The sequence below is a fragment of the Stenotrophomonas sp. YJH_SMC_46 genome, assembly GCF_059370315.1.
On record NZ_JCAFTO010000003.1, the window covers coordinates 693,834 to 713,199 of the forward strand.

Here is a 19,366-nt window from a genome sequence, read left to right on the forward strand (position 1 = left end):
TAGCCCCTCGTGCTAAATGTGAGGTCAACCACGCTCCGCGCAGCTCGGGCAGGAGATGACCCGGCGCAACATGAACGTGCAGCCAACCCTGACCGCGCGGCCAGGCTTGCCGGTGCGGATCATAGTTGCCCGTGACCTGGTGCTGCGGCCCTATCAGCCGCTGATCCTTCAGCGAGGAGCGCTGCGATGAGCGCCGGCAAGAAACTGCGGCTCGGGCCGCTGCCCAGACTGGAATCCACGCGCTGACCTTCGTCTGCCCCGGTATCCTGAAGGCTGACCTCGATCGGTACGCTGCGCTACATGCGCAGACCTACGGCGAGGCGGTCGACGCGGTGGCGCTTATTCCGCTGGTGCTGGAGGCGTTCATGGCGAGGGACCGGGGATTCAGGCGCCGGAATCTGTAGGCGTCCCTTCAGCGGTCAGGGATCATTGCGGCCGCTTCTAGGAATCTCCAACGCTGCTTGAAGGTGTCGTCTTTCTGGCCCCAGAGCGGAGAGCCACTAGAACATGGCCTTGGTTTGGTGCCAATAGGTGGCGTGCCTGATTGTGGGGCTTAGTGCGTCGAGTTCCTCGGTCGTCAAAGATGCAGCAAACACACGAAGCCGAATCTTCGCATTCTCCCGCCGCATGTGAAACTCAGAGCAAAAGGCGCGCAAGGCGCTCAATGCGCTCAATGCGTTAAGTGGTCATTCCCAGGGCTCGGAGCTCTCTTGCAGCTTGCGTAGTAGCAGTGGTGGGTATTCAATGGTTTAGTGGCTCCGCGATCCTGACATTGATGCCCTGGAGAAGAAAAAGCGCAGAGGCATTCCCGGGTAGCCTTAATTCGGGTCGCGCCGCTTTCGCTTCTCGTCAAGGCTATAGAGTGGCATTGATCCGATGAATTGATTGGGATTCGCGATTCGCTTATCCCGCTCTTCGACACCGATCGCTAATGAGACATAAAGCAGCGCGGACCGCGCCATCTGCATGACTCGGATCGCCTTGGCCTCCAGCTCGTCGCTCCCGATCGCAATGCCCAACCCGCCGTTGTTCGCCGCACCAATCAGGAAGGGCTTGGCCCAGCCTTCGTTGACGCGAAGGTAGGCGTGTTCCAGTGCGTTGCGAATGCGATGAAGTTCCCGCGCGTCGGCTGCAGTGGTCTGCTTTAGCTGGTCATCGAACAGCTCTTTCGAGAGCCAGAACAGACCGCGCAACGGAGGGTTCGGGCGTTGTTCTAACTGGGGAAGCAAGACCTTCTTACCTTCAATCATCCAGACACTCCTGAAGCTGATCTTGGTCGGATCCTTTTCCAGCTTCCAGTAGCAATCCACCAGAAAGGCGACCTTGTCGAGCATCGAATAGGCGATGCGGAAAGCTGTCCTCACTCGCTCGCTCGCCAACGAATACAGCGGATAGTCGAGTGTGTCGGTGAGCGTGACCCCGCGATCGGAGAAATGAACCTGAGTGCTGCTTATTCCTTCGAACAGCATGAAGCGGGCGGAGACGTACTCCTGCTTCATCTGACTGAAGAAACCAACGATGGGTGGTGGTAGGTGGCCATTGGGACGCTCATCGTTCCCTTCGACGATGGCCGGCAGCATGAACTCGTCGGTAGCCGCTGCAAGGTAGGCTCCGAGGTCGTTCAAGGGGTTCAAAAAGAGGCGGTGCTCCAGGCACCAGTGGCGGTAGGCCCGTTCGATCTTCGAGCGACCCTCGCGGCCGTGGTCGAGGTTTTGCATCGCCCGGACCGCGTCAGTATCGACGGCAGCAGCGAGCTGTGCGGCATGGTTCGTGAAATGGGCTCTTGCGCCTTCCAGGTCTGCGGACTCATAGAATGCGTCTTCGGCAACCGCGGAACGAAGGCTATCGAAGGCATGCAAAGCCAGGATCGCGCGCTCGCGATCGGGCGGCATCATGCCGGCATAGTGCCGGAGCCCACTACCGCGGTTGCCTCGGGCCATCGCAAAGCTAGGGATGATCTTGAGAGCAGCATCCCAAACAGCGATCGCCTCGATCGTGCGACCGACCGTATTGAGGAGGTTGGCCTGGTTGGTGAGGATCTGGCATCGACGAACCTTGTCGAGGCTCGCGAAACCCGGATGATTCGCGGCACGCGACAGCGCAAGCAGTTCCTCTTGCCGCTCCGGCGCTTCCCAAGACCAAGACCGCCGGACGTTGGCGATGCTCGACATTGCGGCCCACGCATTGGCCCGGAAGTACTCGATCACCGCGCCATCGGAGTCCGTGAGGTCGCGTTGGGACAACATGTCGAGAAGAGTCAGCGCACGTCTGATGCCACGTTCGAACGAAGCCTCAAAGCTTGCATCGATCAGCAGGGCAATATGTTCCAGTGCCACGGCATCACTCATTCTCGTGATACTGCGTTCGCACTGTTTTTTCAGATATTCGAGGTCAGGGGTAGTCATCGTTTCGTACAGTGAGGGCCGGCGGACCAGGCGGTGCCAAGGCTATGGCTGCCTTAGGGCACCTGCTGGCAGGTGCAGGTCATAGGCGTTGCGGCGGAGCGGCATGGTCGTGACGAGGCGGATTGGTCGCTGCATGTCGTTTCAGCGGCTAAGGGTAACGTGGCTTTGCTTGGAGCCGCAGTTCCAGAAGTCCAAAGCTGCTCCGCGTATGGGCAACGAATGTCGGCGACCGATTCTGAATGGAGTGGTCCCTTTGGGTGCTGGCGGCCGCTGTTTAGATGGCTCCCAAAAGCGACGCGGCAAAGCCCCCAACCGGCTGCGCGCATCGCGCGTGCCGCCCTCAACGGCGAGAGCGCCTTGATAGGGTGAAGGAAACAGCAGGACCGCCCACACCCGCCCACCGCACGGACTCTGCTTTCGGGCAAGCGGAGCGCGCGGAACCGACAGGGCCGCAGGCGTCAGGGGTCAACGCCGAATGGCCCCGACTCGGAACGAGGCGCAGCCCGCGAACCCGTCGGCGCAACGCCGGGACGTCTGGTCGTCACGACCGCCTATTAAGTGTCTGCGATTGGAGGGGGAGGGGATGGCAATACTGTTCTGGCCGGGGCAACACGCGGGGCTATTCCACACCGGATGAATGGCAAGCCGTGAACGCGCGCAGTAATGAATGTCGGCATTGCGCGCTCGCTGGCGAAGCCGGTCCAGATCCAGTAACGGGGCCGAGGAGCTCTCACTGGCCGGAAGCCCGGAGGTGGTGGTCCATTGTCGTAGCTTCCGTTCATTGAGAGGGCGCCCCGTATAGCGATGGCAATCGGCTGCTCCGCGTTCGCTCCTCGACACCGTTGACGCCTTGGAAGCTCTGTCGTAACACTGAGCCAATGACGCGCTGTCGCCAGCGTTCCGTACTGTGGTTAACCAGGAGGGGGGATGAATTCGACTTCACGGCATTCAGGTCGAGGCCAAGCCTTTGCAAAGGGGATTAGGGCACATGCGCTAGGAGGAGCGTTATGGGGTCTGTTCGGCGTCAGCGCGCTGCTGATGTTCAAAGCTAGCGAAGAGCCACTGATAGGTCCGTTGCAGGATACTTGGGCCGAGACTGCCTTGACACTGTTTCCTGTTGGAAATCAGATCATATTCAACGTGGCGGTCGGGGTTCTCGTCAGTCAGGCGATGTATGTGCTCGTGGTTTGGCTGCCAAGACATGCCAAACGAAAACGAGTCCGAAAGAACCTTCAGCACCACTACGCTTTGTTCAAAGAGCAGTGCATTTATCAATTGCTATTCGCGAGCGAAGGGGGCGCTGATTCGGAGGTGGTTGAAAATCTTGCCGACATCAAGAAATTTCGGGACTACTTCAATGCCACCGGGCCATCCGGTGGAGAGAAGTGGTACGACGTCATGAATGGTTTGGAGGCACAACATGTCAGCGCCATCGTCGTAGAGCTGGGAATCCTGGCTGAGGAACTGAAATACACCCTCGCTGCGGTCGATGTTGACGATGAAGAAGTCTATGCTTTTCTCAAGAGATTGAACCGGGCGATTGTAGTCCTTCGAGATGGCTCGGAAAACTCGGACATCAAGTACCTGGCCAACTTCCTTTGGGAATTGTTTGCCGGTTGGTCCATGGTCACTGGCTACCAGGATAGGGATTTTGTGTTGGATCGGCTCGAGAGGATATGAATCGATCTTTCGCTGCGGAGAGTCCGTTAGATGGCGTCTACTCCCGCCTTCACTCGCGATGGGGGCCTCCATGCGGCGACCGGCTCCTTCGCCATGATTGCGGCAGCTGGTTAACCGGGCTGGGTCGTTGTCGGTGTTTCCTCTCATAAATCCATATGGAGGCGAATCGTGAGTGAATGGTCGGAAATGCCACAGGAACTGATTGCAGTTGCCTGCAGTCGTTGCTTCAAGAACCGCGGGTTGATACTCGACGCCATGCAATACGGCAGGGTGGAGGTAGGAGCATGTCCCAATTGCGGCCGGCAGGATGGCATCAAACTGGGCAGAGCGCCCCTGGCATACTTGGCCGAACGCTTCTTTGTCGACGGATCCTTCCACAAGTGTGAATTTGGCGGAGCTCCTGCCATCCAGTTGAACGAACATCAGAAGACCAGTATCGAGGTTGATGCTGTGCTGAAGGATGACATTGGAGTTTTCGAGCGAGTTTTGGGAGTGGGGTTCTTTGATTACGGCCCTCGGCTATGGATGATCGGCGAGGTTGAGCCACTGAAAGCTCTCTTGGATGAAGGGAAGCGTGCAGCCGTCATTGAGCGGATCCTCGCCGAGTACCCGGCAAGGACGGTCGGGATGGGTGAGACCTTCTATCGGGTGCGGAAGAGTCCGGGGTCAGTGACCAATCCCCTTGAATACGACACCCCGCCCCCGAACGTCCCACAGGATGGACGACTGAGTTCAGGCGAGCTGCCCGTCATGTACGCCTCTCCTCTGATCGACCTGTGCGTGCACGAGTGCCGTTACACGATCGAGGACGATTTGTTCGTCGCCTCCCTCAATCCACGGCGGGAACTGCGCCTCCTCGATCTAACGGTGGTTCTGGACGAGGAGGTGACAGAGTTCGATAGCCTCGACATGGCGGTCCATATGCTGTTCCTTGGAGGCAGGGAAGCCTACGGCACAGCGCGAGCGATAGCGCGCGCGGCCAGGGACAACGGCTTCGATGGACTGGTGTACCCCTCCTACTTCAGTAGCCACTACCACGGTGAACGACCGTTTCAGACCGTCTACGGAATCACCCGGCGCCGTTTCGGTGGCGCCAAGGCTCATGAGCAGTCATTGAGCGTTCCTAATCTGGCGCTATTTGGCTATCCCATCGCAGAGGGAATGGTGGAGGTCGACAGCATCAATCGGCTGGTGATCAACCGCGTGGCCTATGAATTTCATCATGGACCGGCAATCGCCTAGTCTCAATTGGAGAGTGACGGGCACAATGATCTACTGGGCCTTGGAGCAAGTTGGCCGGGCAATTGGAGACCAATGACGTGAGACGATTTGACCAGAAGGAATTCCGTGGCATCGCCTGGGCTGCTAAGCCGGACAAAGCCGCTTGGCTGCTGGATGCCGAGGGCGCCATTGAGTTCCTGAAGAGCAACGCGACTTGCGAGGAACTGGTGATCTACGCCTGCGCCGGCGCGGTGCTGATCCATGGGGTCTTGGCCCCGACGGCGCAGGTTACTCCGGCAGATCAGACCGACCTGCTCGGCGCGCACGTGATGTCAGACGACAGTTGGTGCATCCAGAAGTCATGGGGTGGAGGGCAGGGACATAGGATCTACCTCGAACCGCCACTGACGCATCCGGGATGCAAGTCGCTGGCCGGAGGCGAGAAGCTGATCTTCCGCCGCTCGTTCACAGGTGTGGATGCCGGCCCAGCACCTATCGAACTGAGCCAGAAGCTGGTGCACAGCCTAGAACTATACTGGGTGCCCGAGCGTAGCGCTTACTCGCGCCTTGATAGTAAGGGAGATATTGAAGACGTAATCAGGGTGATCTGGCTCAAAGCCCCCGAATCGGAAACCGGCGCGGTCGTTGTGACGATCCTGATGAAGGAACTGGCGACCTACATGGCGTTGTCGGACCTGTCGCTGGTCATAAAGTTCGATTTCACTCGATTCGATCCCGATAACTTCGCTGGATGGGCGCAGGATCGCCAATCGAGCCGCAAGCTGGGCCCCGACCTGTTTTACAACGCCGGCCGCTCGACAAATGCGAGCTATGCCAACGGTTGCATGATCCTGAGAGCGGCCGTCACTGTGGATGAATTGATTCAGCAGTGGAAAGAGGAAGAGGACCCGACGACGAAGCAGTATGCGACGTTCAAGATCCAGGACTGGAAGAATCAGCGCAGTGTCGAGACCTCCTGCGCGCCAGAGTTTTTGTGCAACTACTTCACTCAGTCCGATAAGCCCTATGAAATCTCGCCCGTCTTCTTCCGACCCGATGTACTGGCTCGTTTCAAGAACGATCCGGAGAAGTACGACTTGACCGACCGGACCATCAGCTGTCGCAACGCCTGGTACCTCAAAACGTACGACATCAACGAAGCAGGCCAAGTGCACACGTATATCGGCTATCTGGCTGACTTGCCTTACGAAGAGCAGTTGTACTGGCAGTCCTTCAACGAGTGGCCCAAGGCGCCAATTTCCAAGCGGGCGTTCGAAAACGATTTCCAAGCCCAGTTCAGTAGTGAATACGACCCGCTGCAAATGCTCAAGTACAAGATCCGGCAACTCGACGAAGCGCCGCCGCCGTGGTGGAAGCCGCGCGGAAGCGAGCTTTCGGATGCGGCTCGGTATCCCGCGACCGACTCGGTATCGGAGTGGGGAGATGAGATCCTCGCGCTAGACCAGCTAGTGGTGGAGGGCTTCCTGCAAAGGCCGCTGCAGAAGCTTGCTGCCGAAGCTGGACGCATGATCGACAAACAGTGGCAATCCCTGCGGCTGTTGCAGGACTATCTGGAAGCCCAAGGCTGTAACGCAGAGGAGGCGAAGGTGGTGATGGAGCCTCTTGTCCGGTTGCACAAGCTGCGTAGCGTTCTGAAGGGCCATGGGGCGCCATCCGAGCGCACGGCCGCGTCCAAACAGGCGCGTACTGAACATGGCACGTTGCGTGCGCACTTCACAGCGCTGGCAGGGGAATGCGATGCAACCTTCATAAGGATCCTCACTACCTTCGGTGTCGCGATCAAGCTCGATTGACTACCAGGCCGCTGGATCGGTACGGTGCCTGACTTTGGGCGAAGTCAGGCGATAATGTCCCGGTCAACGGACCGGCCAGTCGCTCGGGAGTTAGCGCCTGCAAAGGATCAGTATGTTGCGTGCGCACACGGTCAGCGGAGTTGAGGGCTGGGCCTATGTTTGCGCGAGCTGTCGTTGCATAATAGTTCCAAAGTGGAAGTTTTTGTATCTGCTTTGGTCTAGTGGTGTGGGAAGTAATTGATTTCTTGAGCCTGTGGGCGTCCTGCTTCGGGATGTCCTCCTCTTACCTAAGGGATTGCAAGGAGTGTCTTGTGCCAAGAATTACGCTCACAGATCTTATTGAGGTGGTGACGAAGTCGGGAAGCCCAAAGGCAACTAAAGTCAGCCAGCTAAAGAACAGGCAGGCATATGACCCGGCTACTGATTTCTATAAGGCTCTCCGGGAGGGGTTGGTTTCGATACATAAGAAGCATGGCGTCAAAGCGGATTTGTCTGGGTTGACGAAGATGCTCTTGGATCCAAAGAAGTTGGCAAACTATCCACCCATGGTTGCGGGGTATAAGAAATGGTGGGGGCAGAAGAAGCTTGATTGGTTTTTGCCTCCCAGTGAAATATACAGCCATTCGGGGATTGACGTGGCCGTAAGTCCAGAGCTTGGTTTAAGGATCAACGGCGATCCACACGTCATAAAGCTCTACTTGAAGACCGATGCTCTGACTAAAACAAAGGCCGATCTCATTGTTACGCTTATGAGTCATGTTCTAGGCCCGGTTCAGCCTGCGGGTGTAAGTTTCAGTGTTCTTGATGTCCGAAATAGTAAGTTGTTTACCTATTCGGCAACGGGGAAGAACTTCAAGCCGATGGTGGATGCGGAGCTTTCATATGTCGCCTCTCTGTGGCCCCACGTCTAAATCCTATGCTGGGGTGCGAACAGTATTTGATAAGGCTTAGGCTTCTGCTTGATGTGGTTTGGATCAAAGTCACTCCGGCCTAACCTCCCGACAAGCCCACTCAGCCAACCCCCGGCAAGCCAGAAACAGCCCATCGACAACCCCCTCGTCCAGATGCCGCTCTGGCTCCGCTGTCACTCGGCAGCGGTCAGCCGAGTGCAGCACTTCCAGCACCGTCAGCAACCCCACCAACGCGCGCTCGGTCCTCGCTAGGCTGACGCGGCGGCCGGGTGACACATCGGTTTCTGGCCAGGGATGCCCATCCGCCCCCTCGCAGCCGCGCATGCGCTTGAGGATGCCCAAGAAGGTGTTCAAGTCGGGCAGCGGGGTGTCGTCGTTGATGGGCTCAACGGCGGTGTACGAAGAGAAGGTGTCGGACTCGTTCATGGCGTCGGTTTCCTTGGCTGTGCTTAACAGCGCCACCGCGTAAGCGGGTGGCGGACGATGCGTGGCTGCAAACCGGGATGAAGCAACGAATGACCGGTGGGTCCGAAGACCCCCACGCACCGCCCGCCAGATAGGCCGACGGATTGCCCGCCGGCACCGGTTAAGGACGGTGCCGACGGGCAAGCGTAAACAACAGTCGTTGCTCATCGCGGGTTTGCAGACCCGGAGCCACCCGTTGTCGGTGGCACGTCATGGTGTTTACGCAGCCGCTTCGAATGCCAATAGAAATTCGCGAAGGAATCGCGGAGTTCGAGAGCGAAGATCTATTGTTGCACGCATCATTCGTGCAGCACGCGACGCCATCAGACGCATTCGCGCAGATGCTCTGCTGATTACGAATCAAAGTGGCGTAATCGCCCATGCCGCAAGCGGATAGCGCGACGGCGTTCTTTACAACAGTTCTTAGTCAGCCTCGGCAGACAACGGCGCCCGATCAGCCGCACGCCCCAACAATCGGTTCAAACACGACATCGCCAACGAGCTTCGCAGCCTCAACCAACGCTGTCCTCAGCCACCGCCGCATTCCCCACCAACAACTCGATCATCGCCCGCGCCGCCGCCGACTGACGCCGATGCGGCGCATAGATCACCGAAAACGGCCGTGATCTCCCCCGCAGCTGCGGCAACACCTCCACCAGCTGCCAACGCCGCAACCGCTCGCGCACGATGAACTCATAGCTCTGGCAGATGCCGATGCCCTGTTCGGCCAGCGACACCACGCCCAGCACATCGTCGGAGGTCTCGATGGACGAGCGCGGCAGCCAGTCCACGTCGCGCCCGTCATCGCGGAAGATCCAGGGCGCCAGCCGCCCGGTACGCGGCATCACAAACGGAAGGCACAGGTGCTGCTGCAGGTCGTCCAGCGTCTGCGGGGTGCCGCAGCGCTGAAGGTAGTCCGGCGCGGCCACCAGCAGCAGTGGGGAGTCTTCCAGCTTACGCGCCACCAGCCCGCTGTCCGGCAGCTGGCCCAGGCGGATGGCCAGGTCGAAGCCTTCGGCCACCAGGTCCACGTTGCGGTTGGTGATGTTCAGTTCCACCTGCACCTGCGGGTACTGCTGCGCAAAGCGCGCCAGCACGGGCGGCAGCCGGTAGTGGCCGTAGGTGGTGGGCACGCTCAGGCGCACGCGGCCGGCCAGCGCACCGTCCTGGGCCAGTACGTCGCGCTCGGCGTCGTCCAGCAGGCCGAAGGCGGTGCGCACCTGTTCCAGGTAGAGCCGCCCGGCGTCGGTCAGGCCCACGCGGCGGGTGGTCCGCTGCAGCAGCTGCCGACCCAGCCTCGCTTCCAGACGGGTGACCGCGCGGCTCAGCACCGAGGGCGTGGTGGACAGCGCCACCGCGCCGGCGGTGAACGAGCCGTGCTCGACCACCGCCAGGAACACTTCCACGTCGCCCAGGTAGTCGAATTTGCGGCTCATTTGGCTCTCCGGGGAACAGATGTTTTGCGATGGGGCCAATTTATCGCCGCTGGGGCGATGAATAAAGTGGCGGCCATTCCCCGATAGGAGCTCCCCATGAACCTGATGACCCGGCTGGCCGCAGCGCTGGCCCTGACCCTGGCCGCAAACGGCGCGCAGGCCGCCAACGTGCTGGTGGTGCTGTCCGACGAAAGCCACCTGGACCTGAAGGACGGCAAGGTGCTGTCCACCGGCTTCTATCTCAACGAGCTGATGCAGCCGGTCAAGTTGCTGCTGGACGCGGGCCACGAGGTGACCTTCGCCACGCCGCAGGGGCGGGCGCCGACGGTGGATGCGTCTTCGGTGACGCCGGCGTACTTCGGCAACGATGCCGCGCAGCTGGCGCTGCACAAGGATCTGCTGGAGAAGCTGGCGCTGACCTCGCCGACGGTCTCGCCGGTGGTCAGCCTGGCGCGCGTCGAGCAGCAGGGTTACGCACGTTTCGATGCGGTCTATATTCCCGGTGGCCACGCGCCGATGCAGGACCTGCTGAAGAGCCCGGCGCTGGGCCGGCTGCTGGCCGACTTCCACCAGCGCAACAAGACCACCGCGCTGGTCTGCCACGGGCCGATCGCGCTGCTGTCCACGCTGCCAGATGCTGCGGGTTTCGTGGCGAAGTTGGAAGCGGGTGCGATGCCGGCCGCGCCGAAGTGGATCTACAGGGGCTACCGGATGACGGTGATCAGCAACCAGGAAGAAGAACAGGCCAAGCCGCTGCTGGGCGGCGGTGAGATGAAGTTCTACCCGCAGACGGCGTTGCAGCAGGCGGGCGCGACGTTCAGCAGCAATGCCACGCCGTGGACCGGGCATGTGGTGGTGGACCGCGAGCTGATTACCGGGCAGAACCCGGCTTCGGCGCTGGAGGTGGGGCAGCGGTTGGTGGAGCGGTTGAAGTAGGGCGGATTCAGCATCGCATGCGGTGCCGTGGCACCATGGCGGACTGGCCTCGTTCTTCCGGGCGGGGCCGGTTTTCCACGGAAGCCCTACAACACGACATGCGAACGTCTTTTTTCATTCTCTCCGCCCTGTGGCTTGGCTTGCTGTCCGGCTGTGCCAGTGGCCCGGAGGAGCACGCCTCAAGCCGCGAGATCACCAGTGCGTTCGTGGCCGACGACGGCCAGCTGTACCTGCTGCCGCGCTATGACGCGCCGATGCGCTTCAATGCCGCGCCGTTCCGCGAATATCGGGCGCTGATGGACAGCCCGCTGCGCGAGGCGGTGGCCTGCGCGCAGATGTACTTCCATGAAGACTGGCGCGACCCGGCCAACAAGGCCAAGGTGCACGGCAGCTATGCGCTGCTGCTGCGGCCGGAGCAGGTGACGCCGGAGCAGGCCGCGCAGTTCAAGCTGGAGCGGATTGAGGTCCCCCCGCGCGAGGCCAAGGCCGTGGAGGAGCGGGCGCGCTACTACCTGCCGATGGACCGGACCCCCTACGCGCTGGCGTTTGACCGTGCCTGCAATCTTTCCAAGAAGGGTGGCAGCTATTACAGCGCGCTGTTCGAGGGCGACGGCGAGCGGGTGAAGTTGCCGGATGCTACGGCGCTGGCGGAGAAGGGGAAGCTGGCACAGCCGATCAGTGCGCGGGCGCAGCGGATCCTGCCGGAGAGGGAGGACAAGCCGGGTGTGGGTTCGGCGGCGGGCAAGGTGCTGGGCGCGGCGTTGATCCCTGTGGCGGTGCCGGTGTTTGTGTTGAGCCTGCCGTTTCTGGGGCCGGATCATTGGAAGTGATGGGGTGTTGAAGCCAGAGCATCCACGCGTGGCGTGGATCTACTTGGGTATCGCCTGAACGTTCATCCTGGAGATCTGTGTGCCCAGCACGCTGGAAACTGTTTTGAAGACCGTAGGTTTCATTATCCTCGCGGCACTTCCGTTGGTGATCCTCTGGTTCACCCTTCGGCGAATGTCAGCAACTGCTCGCTCGTCCGTGAAATCGGGGCTGCATTTGCATGCCCCTCGCCGGATCTCCGGAACATCCATGACCTTGGTGATGGTGGATGGCAAAGAGGATCGCGAGCACTATTTCTTTGATGCGGAGTCCTTTTACCTGCGGCGCGGGCCGGTGCCCACGGCGGTTCCGCTTTCGCAGATCACCTCAGTCACACGAACGTCCGACGTCATCTATTCGCGCTATGTCTGGCAGGTGTGCTTCAGCAGAGCATCGGGTAGAAAGTGCGTGACGTTCACCAACAACCTGTCGCTGTTCAACCGCGACTTCCTGCTCTTTCTGGAGGCGGTGCGGAAGGCCAACCCGCTCGCGACCGTTGATCGAGCGAGCGTTCTCTTCTAGAGCGTGTTTGAAGTTCGGTATGAACAGTGTCACTGCAATGGCATCACAGCGCGCAGCCCATGTTCGACCGATGTGATCGATGAGAGATGGGCGTTTGTTGCGCGGTATCTGATGCCGAAGCATTCTCATGCGTGGCAGTGCAAGTATGATCTGCGATGAACACGCAAAGCCCGTAACATGGAACGAGGTCCGCTCGTTTCTGCGCGCGATGCGAAGCGTGGGCCTTGTCACCTGTGACGAAGACGCATTTGAGACAATTGTCGAGACGATTTACGTTTATGGCATGCGGTCAATCTCTGCGGAGTAGTTCCTGATGATGTGCCGATCGACGCTGGATGTATCCCTGATTCACGCCTACGCGCTTCCTCTCGGCATATGCGTGGCAGCAGCCGTGGTTCTGATCGCAATATGGTTTGCATCCCGCTCCGGCGGGGTGCCAGCCAGGAATATTGCGCTCGGCTCGGCGCTGGCCGTTGTTGTCGTAGTTGCCTTTGGCCTCGTATATCAAGCGCGGACAGCGTACATCGCCGTTAAAGATGGCCAGCTGATTGGGTCAGCAGCGTTTGTCCGACTGCAGCTCCCGCTTTCCAGTGTCTCGTGGCAGGACGCTTCCGATGCTTCAAGGATCACGCTGCCTCACCGGCAACTTGGGACCAGCACAGGGGGCGTTGAACTTGGCAAGTTCCGCATGCAGAACGGTCGCAACGTCTTCGTGCTGCGCACGGACCGTAGCTCTGTTCTCGTCACAACCAGAGGGGATACTGACTTGATTCTGGACCGACGTCTTCACGAACAGCTCAAAGCATGCTTGGATCAGGTACGTGAGACCGGCGGCCATCGAGGAAGATTGCAATGATCAACAAGAAGTACTGGTTTACCAGGAAAAAGTACGGATGGGGTTGGGGGATGCCGTGCGCGTGGCAGGGCTGGCTTGTGTACGCAGTCGCATTCGGCCTGCTGCTGGCGGGTCCGTTTCTGTTCTCTCCATTTCGCGAGCCCATCGCGTTTCAGCTCTACACGTGGGCCGTAGTGTTGGTCCTTGTCTTTATCTGCTGGATGAAAGGCGCTCCGCCCGGTTGGAGGTGGGGGGAGTAGAACGGCCGCAGAAGCTATTTTCGGACGTGTTCGATCCGCCGGGCAAAGCATGGATGCATTGCCCTTGTGGGAGTCGGACAGCATCGCCAGCAGGCCACGGCTGCGCCCCCTCTGAGGCGTACCGTCCGTTTTGAATGAACGCTGGACACTTCCCTCGGCGGGTACCCAACGCGTTTTAACCGTTGATTGACCAAGGTAGCGCCGCTTAAAGGGGCGCGCCGGTGAAGCTACACTGGCCACCTACGCCTAATGGAAACTCGCCCATGTTCAGTGGAAAGGTTGCAGTAGTCACCGGCTCCAGCAGCGGTATCGGTCTTGGAATTGCCACAGCGCTGGCGCGGCAAGGCGCCGATATCGTGCTGAATGGCTTCGGCGATGCGGCGGAGATCGAACGCATCCGTTCCAAACTGGAAGCCGAGTTCGGCGTGCGCGTGGCGCATGACGGCGCCGATCTTTCCCGTGGCGAGGCAGTGCGCGGGATGATTGAGCATGCCGTCGCGACGGTGGGCCGCATCGACATCCTGGTGAACAATGCCGGCATCCAGCACACCGCGTCGATCGAGGAGTTCCCGGTCGAGAAGTGGGATGCGATCCTGGCGCTGAATCTCTCGGCGGTATTCCATGCCACGGCAGCGGCCTTGCCGCACATGAAGCAGCAGGGCGCCGGCCGCATCATCAACATTGCGTCGGTGCACGGGCTGGTGGGCTCGGTGAACAAGTCGGCCTATGTGGCGGCCAAGCATGGCGTGGTGGGGTTCACCAAGGTGACCGCGCTGGAGAACGCCGGCACCGGCATCACCGCAAATGCCATTTGCCCGGGCTGGGTGCGGACGGCGCTGGTCGAGCAGCAGATCACCGCGTTGGCCGAGCGCGAGAGTACGGATCAGGAGTCGGCCGCGCGTGCGCTGCTGGCTGAGAAGCAGCCGTCGTTGCAGTTTGTGACGCCCGAGCAACTGGGCGAGATGGTGGTTTTCCTGGCCTCGGACGCGGCGGCGCAGATTACCGGCACGGCGCTGCCGGTGGATGGGGGCTGGACGGCGCGCTAGCTTGCCGGCTGCGCCTTACGCTGCAGCATTGGCAGTGCCACCAGTGTGGCGAGGAGGGCGAACAGCGCCAGCGACGAACCTACGGTGCCGAAGCCCAAGCCACCCTTCTCCAGCGGCTTGGTGAGCAGGTCGCCGAAGGTGGCGCCGAACGGGCGGGTGAGCACGAAAGCGATCCAGAACAGGATGACCCGGTTGATGCCCTTGATGCGGCTGGCCAGTGCGGTGAGCGCGATGAGGCTGCCGATCAGCAGGGCGCCGCCGGTGAAGCCCAGCCCGGAATCGTCGGCGAGGAAGTCGCCCAGCGCGGTGCCGAGCGTGTTGGAGAACAGCACGGCGGTCCAGTAGAAGCCTTCGGCGCGGCGCGATTCGATGTTGCTGACCGAGATCGACTTCTCCGACATGCGCCAGGCCAGCAGCACCAGCGCCAGGCAGCCGGCCAGCAGGCTGGCGCCGGTGGCGTAGCCCAGCCCCAGGGTGCGGTCGATCAGGTCCGACATGGTCGTGCCGGCGGTGCTGGTGGCCAGCACCACCGACCAGAACAGCACCGGGTGGAAGCGCCGCGCCGACAGTTGCAGCGCCAACAGGGCTGCGAAGATCGCCAGCAGGATGGCCGAGCTGGCCACGTAGCCCAGGTTGAGTGTCTTCGACAGCAGGTCGCCGGCGGTCTCGCCGAGCGTGGTGGCGGAGATCTTCATCACCCAGAAGCCTAGGGTGACCGCCGCCACTTTGCTGTGCAGGGACTCTGCGTCTGAAGCACTCATGGAACGTCGCCTGGGGAGCCTGCGGGCGATGCTGTGGCGGCGGGCTTCGGAGCGCGGTCGGAACCGGGTTCGGTGAGGGTGAGCTGGCGTTGCTTCTACGCGAGGATCTTAAAAGCCGAATCAAGGGGCTGCAGGCGTGGGATGGATGTGCGCGAGCCTTGCCCCATCAACCTATGACTATCACGGGCATTGAAGGACTTGATCGGCCAGTCGGGTAGGGAAAGTCCTACAGAAAATTAAGCAGAACCCCTGTGCATCAAAGCTGCTAATGGGCGCAGAATCGCTCCGCAAACCTGAACGGTTCGTTCATTCTATCTGGGGGCATCATGGGATCCAGTTGCTGGCGCTTTGTGACAGCGGTGCTGTGTGTGGCGAGCTTTTCCTCGGTAGCTCAGGAAACGGTGCAACCGGAAACCGAGTATGCAAATAAGGTCGGCAAGGCCCAGCAAATGGGACGGCTGAACGATGGAACCTTTGGAGAGAAGATCCCGCTTTTCAACGGCCAGCTAAGCTTCCGGACAACGGACGTATCCATACCAGGAAACGTCGGTCCTCCGGTTGAACCTGCGCGGAAGCGGAGTATCAGCGAGCGCTATCTCCATCAAGAAGTACCAGGCCTTCGGTACGCCGGAGCAGTCCAGCGCGATTTCCGTGAGTTCTCCAGAATCAGCAATAACTGATATTCCACGCGATCGTTACGGCAGGCCTACGGCGATCATTCGACGCAGCACTGATGGGTCTGCGCAGCTGCGCCGTAGTTTCGTCTACGGGCAAGGAGGCAAGCTCTGCAAAGCGATTGAACCAGAATCGGGCAGCACTGTTGTCGCATACGATGGCGCGAACAACATGCTGTGGTCGGCCAGCGGTCTGAATCTGCCCGATTCGTCTAGGTGCGATCTGGAGGCCGCCAACGGGTCCGGTCGGCGTGTGGAGAGATCCTATAGCTCCCGCAATCGTTTGATTTCACTGGCGTTCCCAGATGGCAATGGGAATCAGATTTGGAGCTATGCTTCCAATGGACTGCCGACTCAGATCGTGACCGACAATGACGGTGGTGTATCAAAGACCACAAATGTGTACACCTACAACAAGCGTGGTCTATTGACTAGTGAGTCGACTTCTCAGCATGGATGGTTCTCATGGGCAATTGGGTACGCTTACGACGCAAATGGCTCAAGGACGGGTATCCAGTATCCAAGCGGGCTCTATATCCCGCTGGAGCCCAACGCGCTCGGCCAACCTACTCGCGTTGGTAGCTATGTAAGCGGCGCGAGCTATCACCCGAATGGCGCACCAAGATCTTTCACATATGGTAATGGAGTAGGTTTCGAGCAGGAGCTGAATGGAAGGCAGCTGCCTTCGCGGATTACTGCATCGACGAATGTTAGTATTTTGAGTTATTCGTATGACGCGATCGGTAATGTCATTGATATTGTTGATGCGCTGGATGGTTCTCGCGATCGGAAGATGCAGTATGACGGGCAGGGTCGCCTGGTGCAGGCGGTATCTCCGGCATTCGGCGGGGACGGAATTGTTCGCTATACCTACGATGCTCTGGACAATATTCGCAGCGCCAAGGTTGCAGGGCGTAAAGATCACGCCTACACATATGACGCGAACAATCGATTAACGAACGTTCGTTCAGCCGACGGGGCAACCACGATTGGACTGGCCTACGATGTTCAAGGCAATCTCTCAATGCGCAATGGGCAGGCCTTCGTCTTTGATCTCGGGAATCGACTTAGATCTGCTCCAGGTCCGGAAAACTATCGTTACGATGCCCAAGGTCGCCGAGTGCTGGCTTGGCTTCAGGGTAGTGGTTCCATTCTTTCGATGTACGACAGCGAAGGTCGGCTGCGCCGCCAGCAGAGTGAGCGCGACGGGAAATCAAGAGAGTATCTGTACTTGGGTGGGCTGCTCGTCGCCACATTGGAAACGGGGGGCGATGGAGTTACACGACCAAAGTATCAGCACTTGGACGTGATCGGCTCTCCTGTCGCTGTTACGGATGCGTCCGGGGCGGTTCTGGAGCGGAGCTTCTATGACCCATATGGAGAAGTGCTCAATAAGCCTGTCGCCGACGGGGTTGGCTACGCTGGGCACATATCGGATGCGGTTAATGGGCTTTCGTATATGCAGCAGCGCTACTATGACCCAACCTTGGGCGCCTTTTTGAGCGTGGATCCAGTAACCGCGCACAGCAATCCACTCGGTGCATTCAATCGTTACAGATACGCGGCGAACAACCCATATCGATTCACGGATCCTGACGGCAGATGCGCGGTCCAGACGGGTTCCCGTATTTGTGGGTCCGCTGTAGGCAACTTGACAGTGATGCAGGTTGCGCCACCAAGCGTTCGATCAGGAGATGCAGGAGTTGCCAGAGGAACTGCTGGTACCGTAACAGGCGGGGTTCCTGCTGAGACTGGGGCTTCAGGACTCGTGCACATGCAAAGGGTGACGCTATCAGGACTCGGTTCGTCCTATCTTGATTCAGGTATGGCGGCGCGTGTTGATGAATGGGTGGACTCAGCTTCTGGTCAGGGAGTTGAGCTTCGTTTCAACTCTGCATATCAAGATGCGGCACGGCAGGCAGGTCTGAGAGGAGATCCGAACGCTATTACGCCGGCGCGCCTGAGTCTCCATTCGGCTGGGTTTGCTGTGGATGTGAATTATTCCAGCTTGCGAAACGTTCCGGGAGGCCTTACTGGTGACGAGCAGCGCAGTGTAATTAGGAGTACGGCTGCGGATGCAGGATTGTCTTGGGGGGGCTTTCAGGCCGAGTGATCCGCCTCACTTCTATTTCGATCCCGCGCCAGGTGGAGATAGGCAACCACTTATAGATGAAGCGGCCCGTCAAGTTCGCGCATTAAGGAATGGAGACTAAGAAATGATCAACTTGCAACTGTCACGAATCATCACGCTGACTCTGTTGCTCTTGCCTGGAGTCGCGATAGGCGATGGTTCTAAAATTCCTGCACCTACTTATTCGAACGTCTGCAGGCATCCCGAATCCGGCGACCTGTTAGGACTGGAATTGTCGTTCATCGGCGGCGCAGATCGAGGCTACGTCCTTGTACAAAGATACGAGGGAGAGGTTAGTACCCCCGAGGTCATGAAGATCGAGGTCCGTGGAGATCAACTTATTTTGCTGAACGGGAAGACAGAGTCCATCGCTCTTTTAAAGGAGAAAAGCGGCATGCGTGCAACCTATCTTGATGGGGCGCTAAGTCCCGCCGGTTCTGCCAATGAGAAGCTAACTCCTTCGCAGGCTGTATGGCAGGGAAGACAGGTCGGGGTGTGCAAGTAGCGTTGCCTTCTCGCGCTCTTGTCGCAGCCGCAACCGCATTCACACGTCCTCGATCGGATGGCGATAGCTGAGCTGTGCGGGTTGCCTAGCCAACCTGCACAGCTGCACTTCTCAACTCGGCTTCGCAAACACATCCAACCCCTTGCCCGTCTCCAGCAGCGACTTAAGGCTCGACAGCACGATCGGCCAGCCCTGGCGGATGCCGGTATCCATGCCACTGCCGGGTTCCAGCTCGTCGTGGGTAACGGTCAGCCGCACCATGTCCTGGTAGGGCACGATGTCGAAGGTCACCCGGCTGTAGGCATCCGGGTTGTCGGCTTGCGAGGCGGCGGCCCAGGTGATGACCAGACGCGAGGGCGGGGTGCTTTCCACCACTTCGCCGACCAGCTCGACCGAGCGCGTTTCGTTGGCGCGCACGTGCTGCCAGCGCGAGCCGGGCTTCCAGTCCGAGACGTTCTCATGGCCCCAGTAGCGGCTGGCGATCTCGGGGCGGGTGATGGCCTCGAACACCTTCTGTGGCGTGGAGGCGATATAGATCACGTGGATGAAGCGGGTGGTCTCTGCGGACATCGTCATTCTCCTTCCAGTTCTCGTTTCAGGTCATGCAGCAGGCTCAGGCGCTGCTGCTCGAACTTGCGTACCCAGCGCTCGTAGACTTCATGCAGCGGCACCGGGTTGATGAAGTGCAGCTTCTCGCGACCACGACGCACGGTGCTGATCAGGTTCGCGTCTTCCAGCAGGCCCAGGTGCTGGGTGACCGATTGCCGGGCCATGTCCAGGTGCTCGCAGAGCTGGCCCAGGGTCTGGCCGTTGTCTTCGCAGAGCAGGTCCAGCAGCGTTCTGCGCGTGGGGTCGGCCAGGGCCTTGAACACCTTGTCTGCATTCATGCGGGGCGTC

Annotated in this window: 17 protein-coding genes and 1 pseudogene; 12 read left to right on the forward strand and 6 right to left on the reverse strand. The window is 59.7% G+C overall.

Translation table 11 applies throughout. From position 1 onward, the window contains the following. Positions 1–40: 40 nt before the first annotated feature. Together AC5P8C_RS12790 and AC5P8C_RS12795 are read left to right on the forward strand one after the other, a co-directional pair. Positions 41–190 (forward strand): annotated as a pseudogene (locus AC5P8C_RS12790) (TrbI/VirB10 family protein); the annotation flags it as partial. Positions 191–266: 76 nt separating this feature from the next. After that, entirely contained in the window at positions 267–404 is a 138-nt protein-coding gene (locus tag AC5P8C_RS12795; RefSeq protein ID WP_495218926.1) for a DUF2274 domain-containing protein, read from the forward strand. Positions 405–818: 414 nt separating this feature from the next. On the opposite strand, the gene AC5P8C_RS12800 is transcribed toward AC5P8C_RS12795, so the two are convergent. Beyond that, positions 819–2,348, reverse strand: a complete 1,530-nt coding sequence (locus tag AC5P8C_RS12800) for an LA2681 family HEPN domain-containing protein (RefSeq protein ID WP_495218877.1) — start codon at positions 2,346–2,348, stop codon at positions 819–821. A gap of 984 nt (positions 2,349–3,332) precedes the next feature. Here AC5P8C_RS12800 and AC5P8C_RS12805 point away from each other — a divergent pair. The 4 genes from AC5P8C_RS12805 to AC5P8C_RS12820 all read left to right on the forward strand — a co-directional run bounded on the left by AC5P8C_RS12805 (position 3,333) and on the right by AC5P8C_RS12820 (position 8,031). Next, the gene (locus AC5P8C_RS12805) at positions 3,333–4,085 is read left to right on the forward strand and encodes a hypothetical protein (protein ID WP_495218879.1); all 753 of its coding nucleotides are present in this window, start codon (positions 3,333–3,335) and stop codon (positions 4,083–4,085) included. 168 nt (positions 4,086–4,253) lie between these two features. Further along, the gene (locus tag AC5P8C_RS12810) at positions 4,254–5,327 is read left to right on the forward strand and encodes an RES family NAD+ phosphorylase (RefSeq protein WP_495218880.1); all 1,074 of its coding nucleotides are present in this window, start codon (positions 4,254–4,256) and stop codon (positions 5,325–5,327) included. Positions 5,328–5,404: 77 nt separating this feature from the next. Beyond that, complete coding sequence (locus tag AC5P8C_RS12815; RefSeq protein ID WP_495218882.1) at positions 5,405–7,120, forward strand: hypothetical protein; 1,716 nt, start codon at positions 5,405–5,407, stop codon at positions 7,118–7,120. A 311-nt stretch (positions 7,121–7,431) separates the two neighbouring features. After that, complete coding sequence (locus AC5P8C_RS12820) at positions 7,432–8,031, forward strand: hypothetical protein (RefSeq protein WP_495218883.1); 600 nt, start codon at positions 7,432–7,434, stop codon at positions 8,029–8,031. Positions 8,032–8,100: 69 nt separating this feature from the next. Here the strand turns inward: AC5P8C_RS12820 and AC5P8C_RS12825 are convergent, their stop codons facing one another. Beyond that, the gene (locus tag AC5P8C_RS12825; protein ID WP_495218884.1) at positions 8,101–8,457 is read right to left on the reverse strand and encodes a hypothetical protein; all 357 of its coding nucleotides are present in this window, start codon (positions 8,455–8,457) and stop codon (positions 8,101–8,103) included. Between the two features lie 551 nt (positions 8,458–9,008). Next, the gene (locus tag AC5P8C_RS12830) at positions 9,009–9,932 is read right to left on the reverse strand and encodes a LysR family transcriptional regulator (RefSeq protein WP_495218885.1); all 924 of its coding nucleotides are present in this window, start codon (positions 9,930–9,932) and stop codon (positions 9,009–9,011) included. A gap of 96 nt (positions 9,933–10,028) precedes the next feature. Between AC5P8C_RS12830 and AC5P8C_RS12835 the strand changes: the two genes are divergently transcribed. From AC5P8C_RS12835 to AC5P8C_RS12850, 4 genes are all read left to right on the forward strand, one after another. Further along, complete coding sequence (locus tag AC5P8C_RS12835) at positions 10,029–10,868, forward strand: type 1 glutamine amidotransferase domain-containing protein (protein WP_495218886.1); 840 nt, start codon at positions 10,029–10,031, stop codon at positions 10,866–10,868. A 98-nt stretch (positions 10,869–10,966) separates the two neighbouring features. After that, complete coding sequence (locus AC5P8C_RS12840) at positions 10,967–11,698, forward strand: hypothetical protein (protein ID WP_019661328.1); 732 nt, start codon at positions 10,967–10,969, stop codon at positions 11,696–11,698. Positions 11,699–11,777: 79 nt separating this feature from the next. After that, complete coding sequence (locus AC5P8C_RS12845) at positions 11,778–12,257, forward strand: hypothetical protein (protein ID WP_245541225.1); 480 nt, start codon at positions 11,778–11,780, stop codon at positions 12,255–12,257. Between the two features lie 1,358 nt (positions 12,258–13,615). Beyond that, a complete protein-coding gene (locus AC5P8C_RS12850) occupies positions 13,616–14,398 on the forward strand; it encodes a 3-hydroxybutyrate dehydrogenase (protein WP_019661333.1) in 783 nt (260 codons plus the stop codon). On the opposite strand, the gene AC5P8C_RS12855 is transcribed toward AC5P8C_RS12850, so the two are convergent. Continuing rightward, on the reverse strand, positions 14,395–15,159 hold the full coding sequence (locus AC5P8C_RS12855) for a COG4705 family protein (protein ID WP_026347173.1): 765 nt from the start codon (positions 15,157–15,159) through the stop codon (positions 14,395–14,397). The two genes, AC5P8C_RS12850 and AC5P8C_RS12855, sit on opposite strands and share 4 nt — an antisense overlap. Positions 15,160–15,717: 558 nt before the next feature. On the opposite strand from AC5P8C_RS12855, the gene AC5P8C_RS12860 reads away from it, so the two are divergent. Continuing rightward, positions 15,718–17,946, forward strand: coding sequence for an RHS repeat-associated core domain-containing protein (locus AC5P8C_RS12860; RefSeq protein ID WP_154081349.1), 2,229 nt, complete (start codon positions 15,718–15,720; stop codon positions 17,944–17,946). A 103-nt stretch (positions 17,947–18,049) separates the two neighbouring features. Continuing rightward, positions 18,050–18,469 carry a hypothetical protein gene (locus AC5P8C_RS12865; protein WP_019661335.1) on the forward strand — a complete coding sequence of 140 codons (420 nt, stop codon included), beginning with the start codon at positions 18,050–18,052 and terminating at the stop codon, positions 18,467–18,469. Positions 18,470–18,580: 111 nt separating this feature from the next. Here AC5P8C_RS12865 and AC5P8C_RS12870 read toward each other — a convergent pair whose 3' ends face one another. Next, complete coding sequence (locus AC5P8C_RS12870; RefSeq protein ID WP_026347174.1) at positions 18,581–19,039, reverse strand: SRPBCC family protein; 459 nt, start codon at positions 19,037–19,039, stop codon at positions 18,581–18,583. Between the two features lie 2 nt (positions 19,040–19,041). Further along, the gene (locus tag AC5P8C_RS12875; protein WP_005416268.1) at positions 19,042–19,356 is read right to left on the reverse strand and encodes an ArsR/SmtB family transcription factor; all 315 of its coding nucleotides are present in this window, start codon (positions 19,354–19,356) and stop codon (positions 19,042–19,044) included. Between the last annotated feature and the right edge of the window lie 10 nt (positions 19,357–19,366).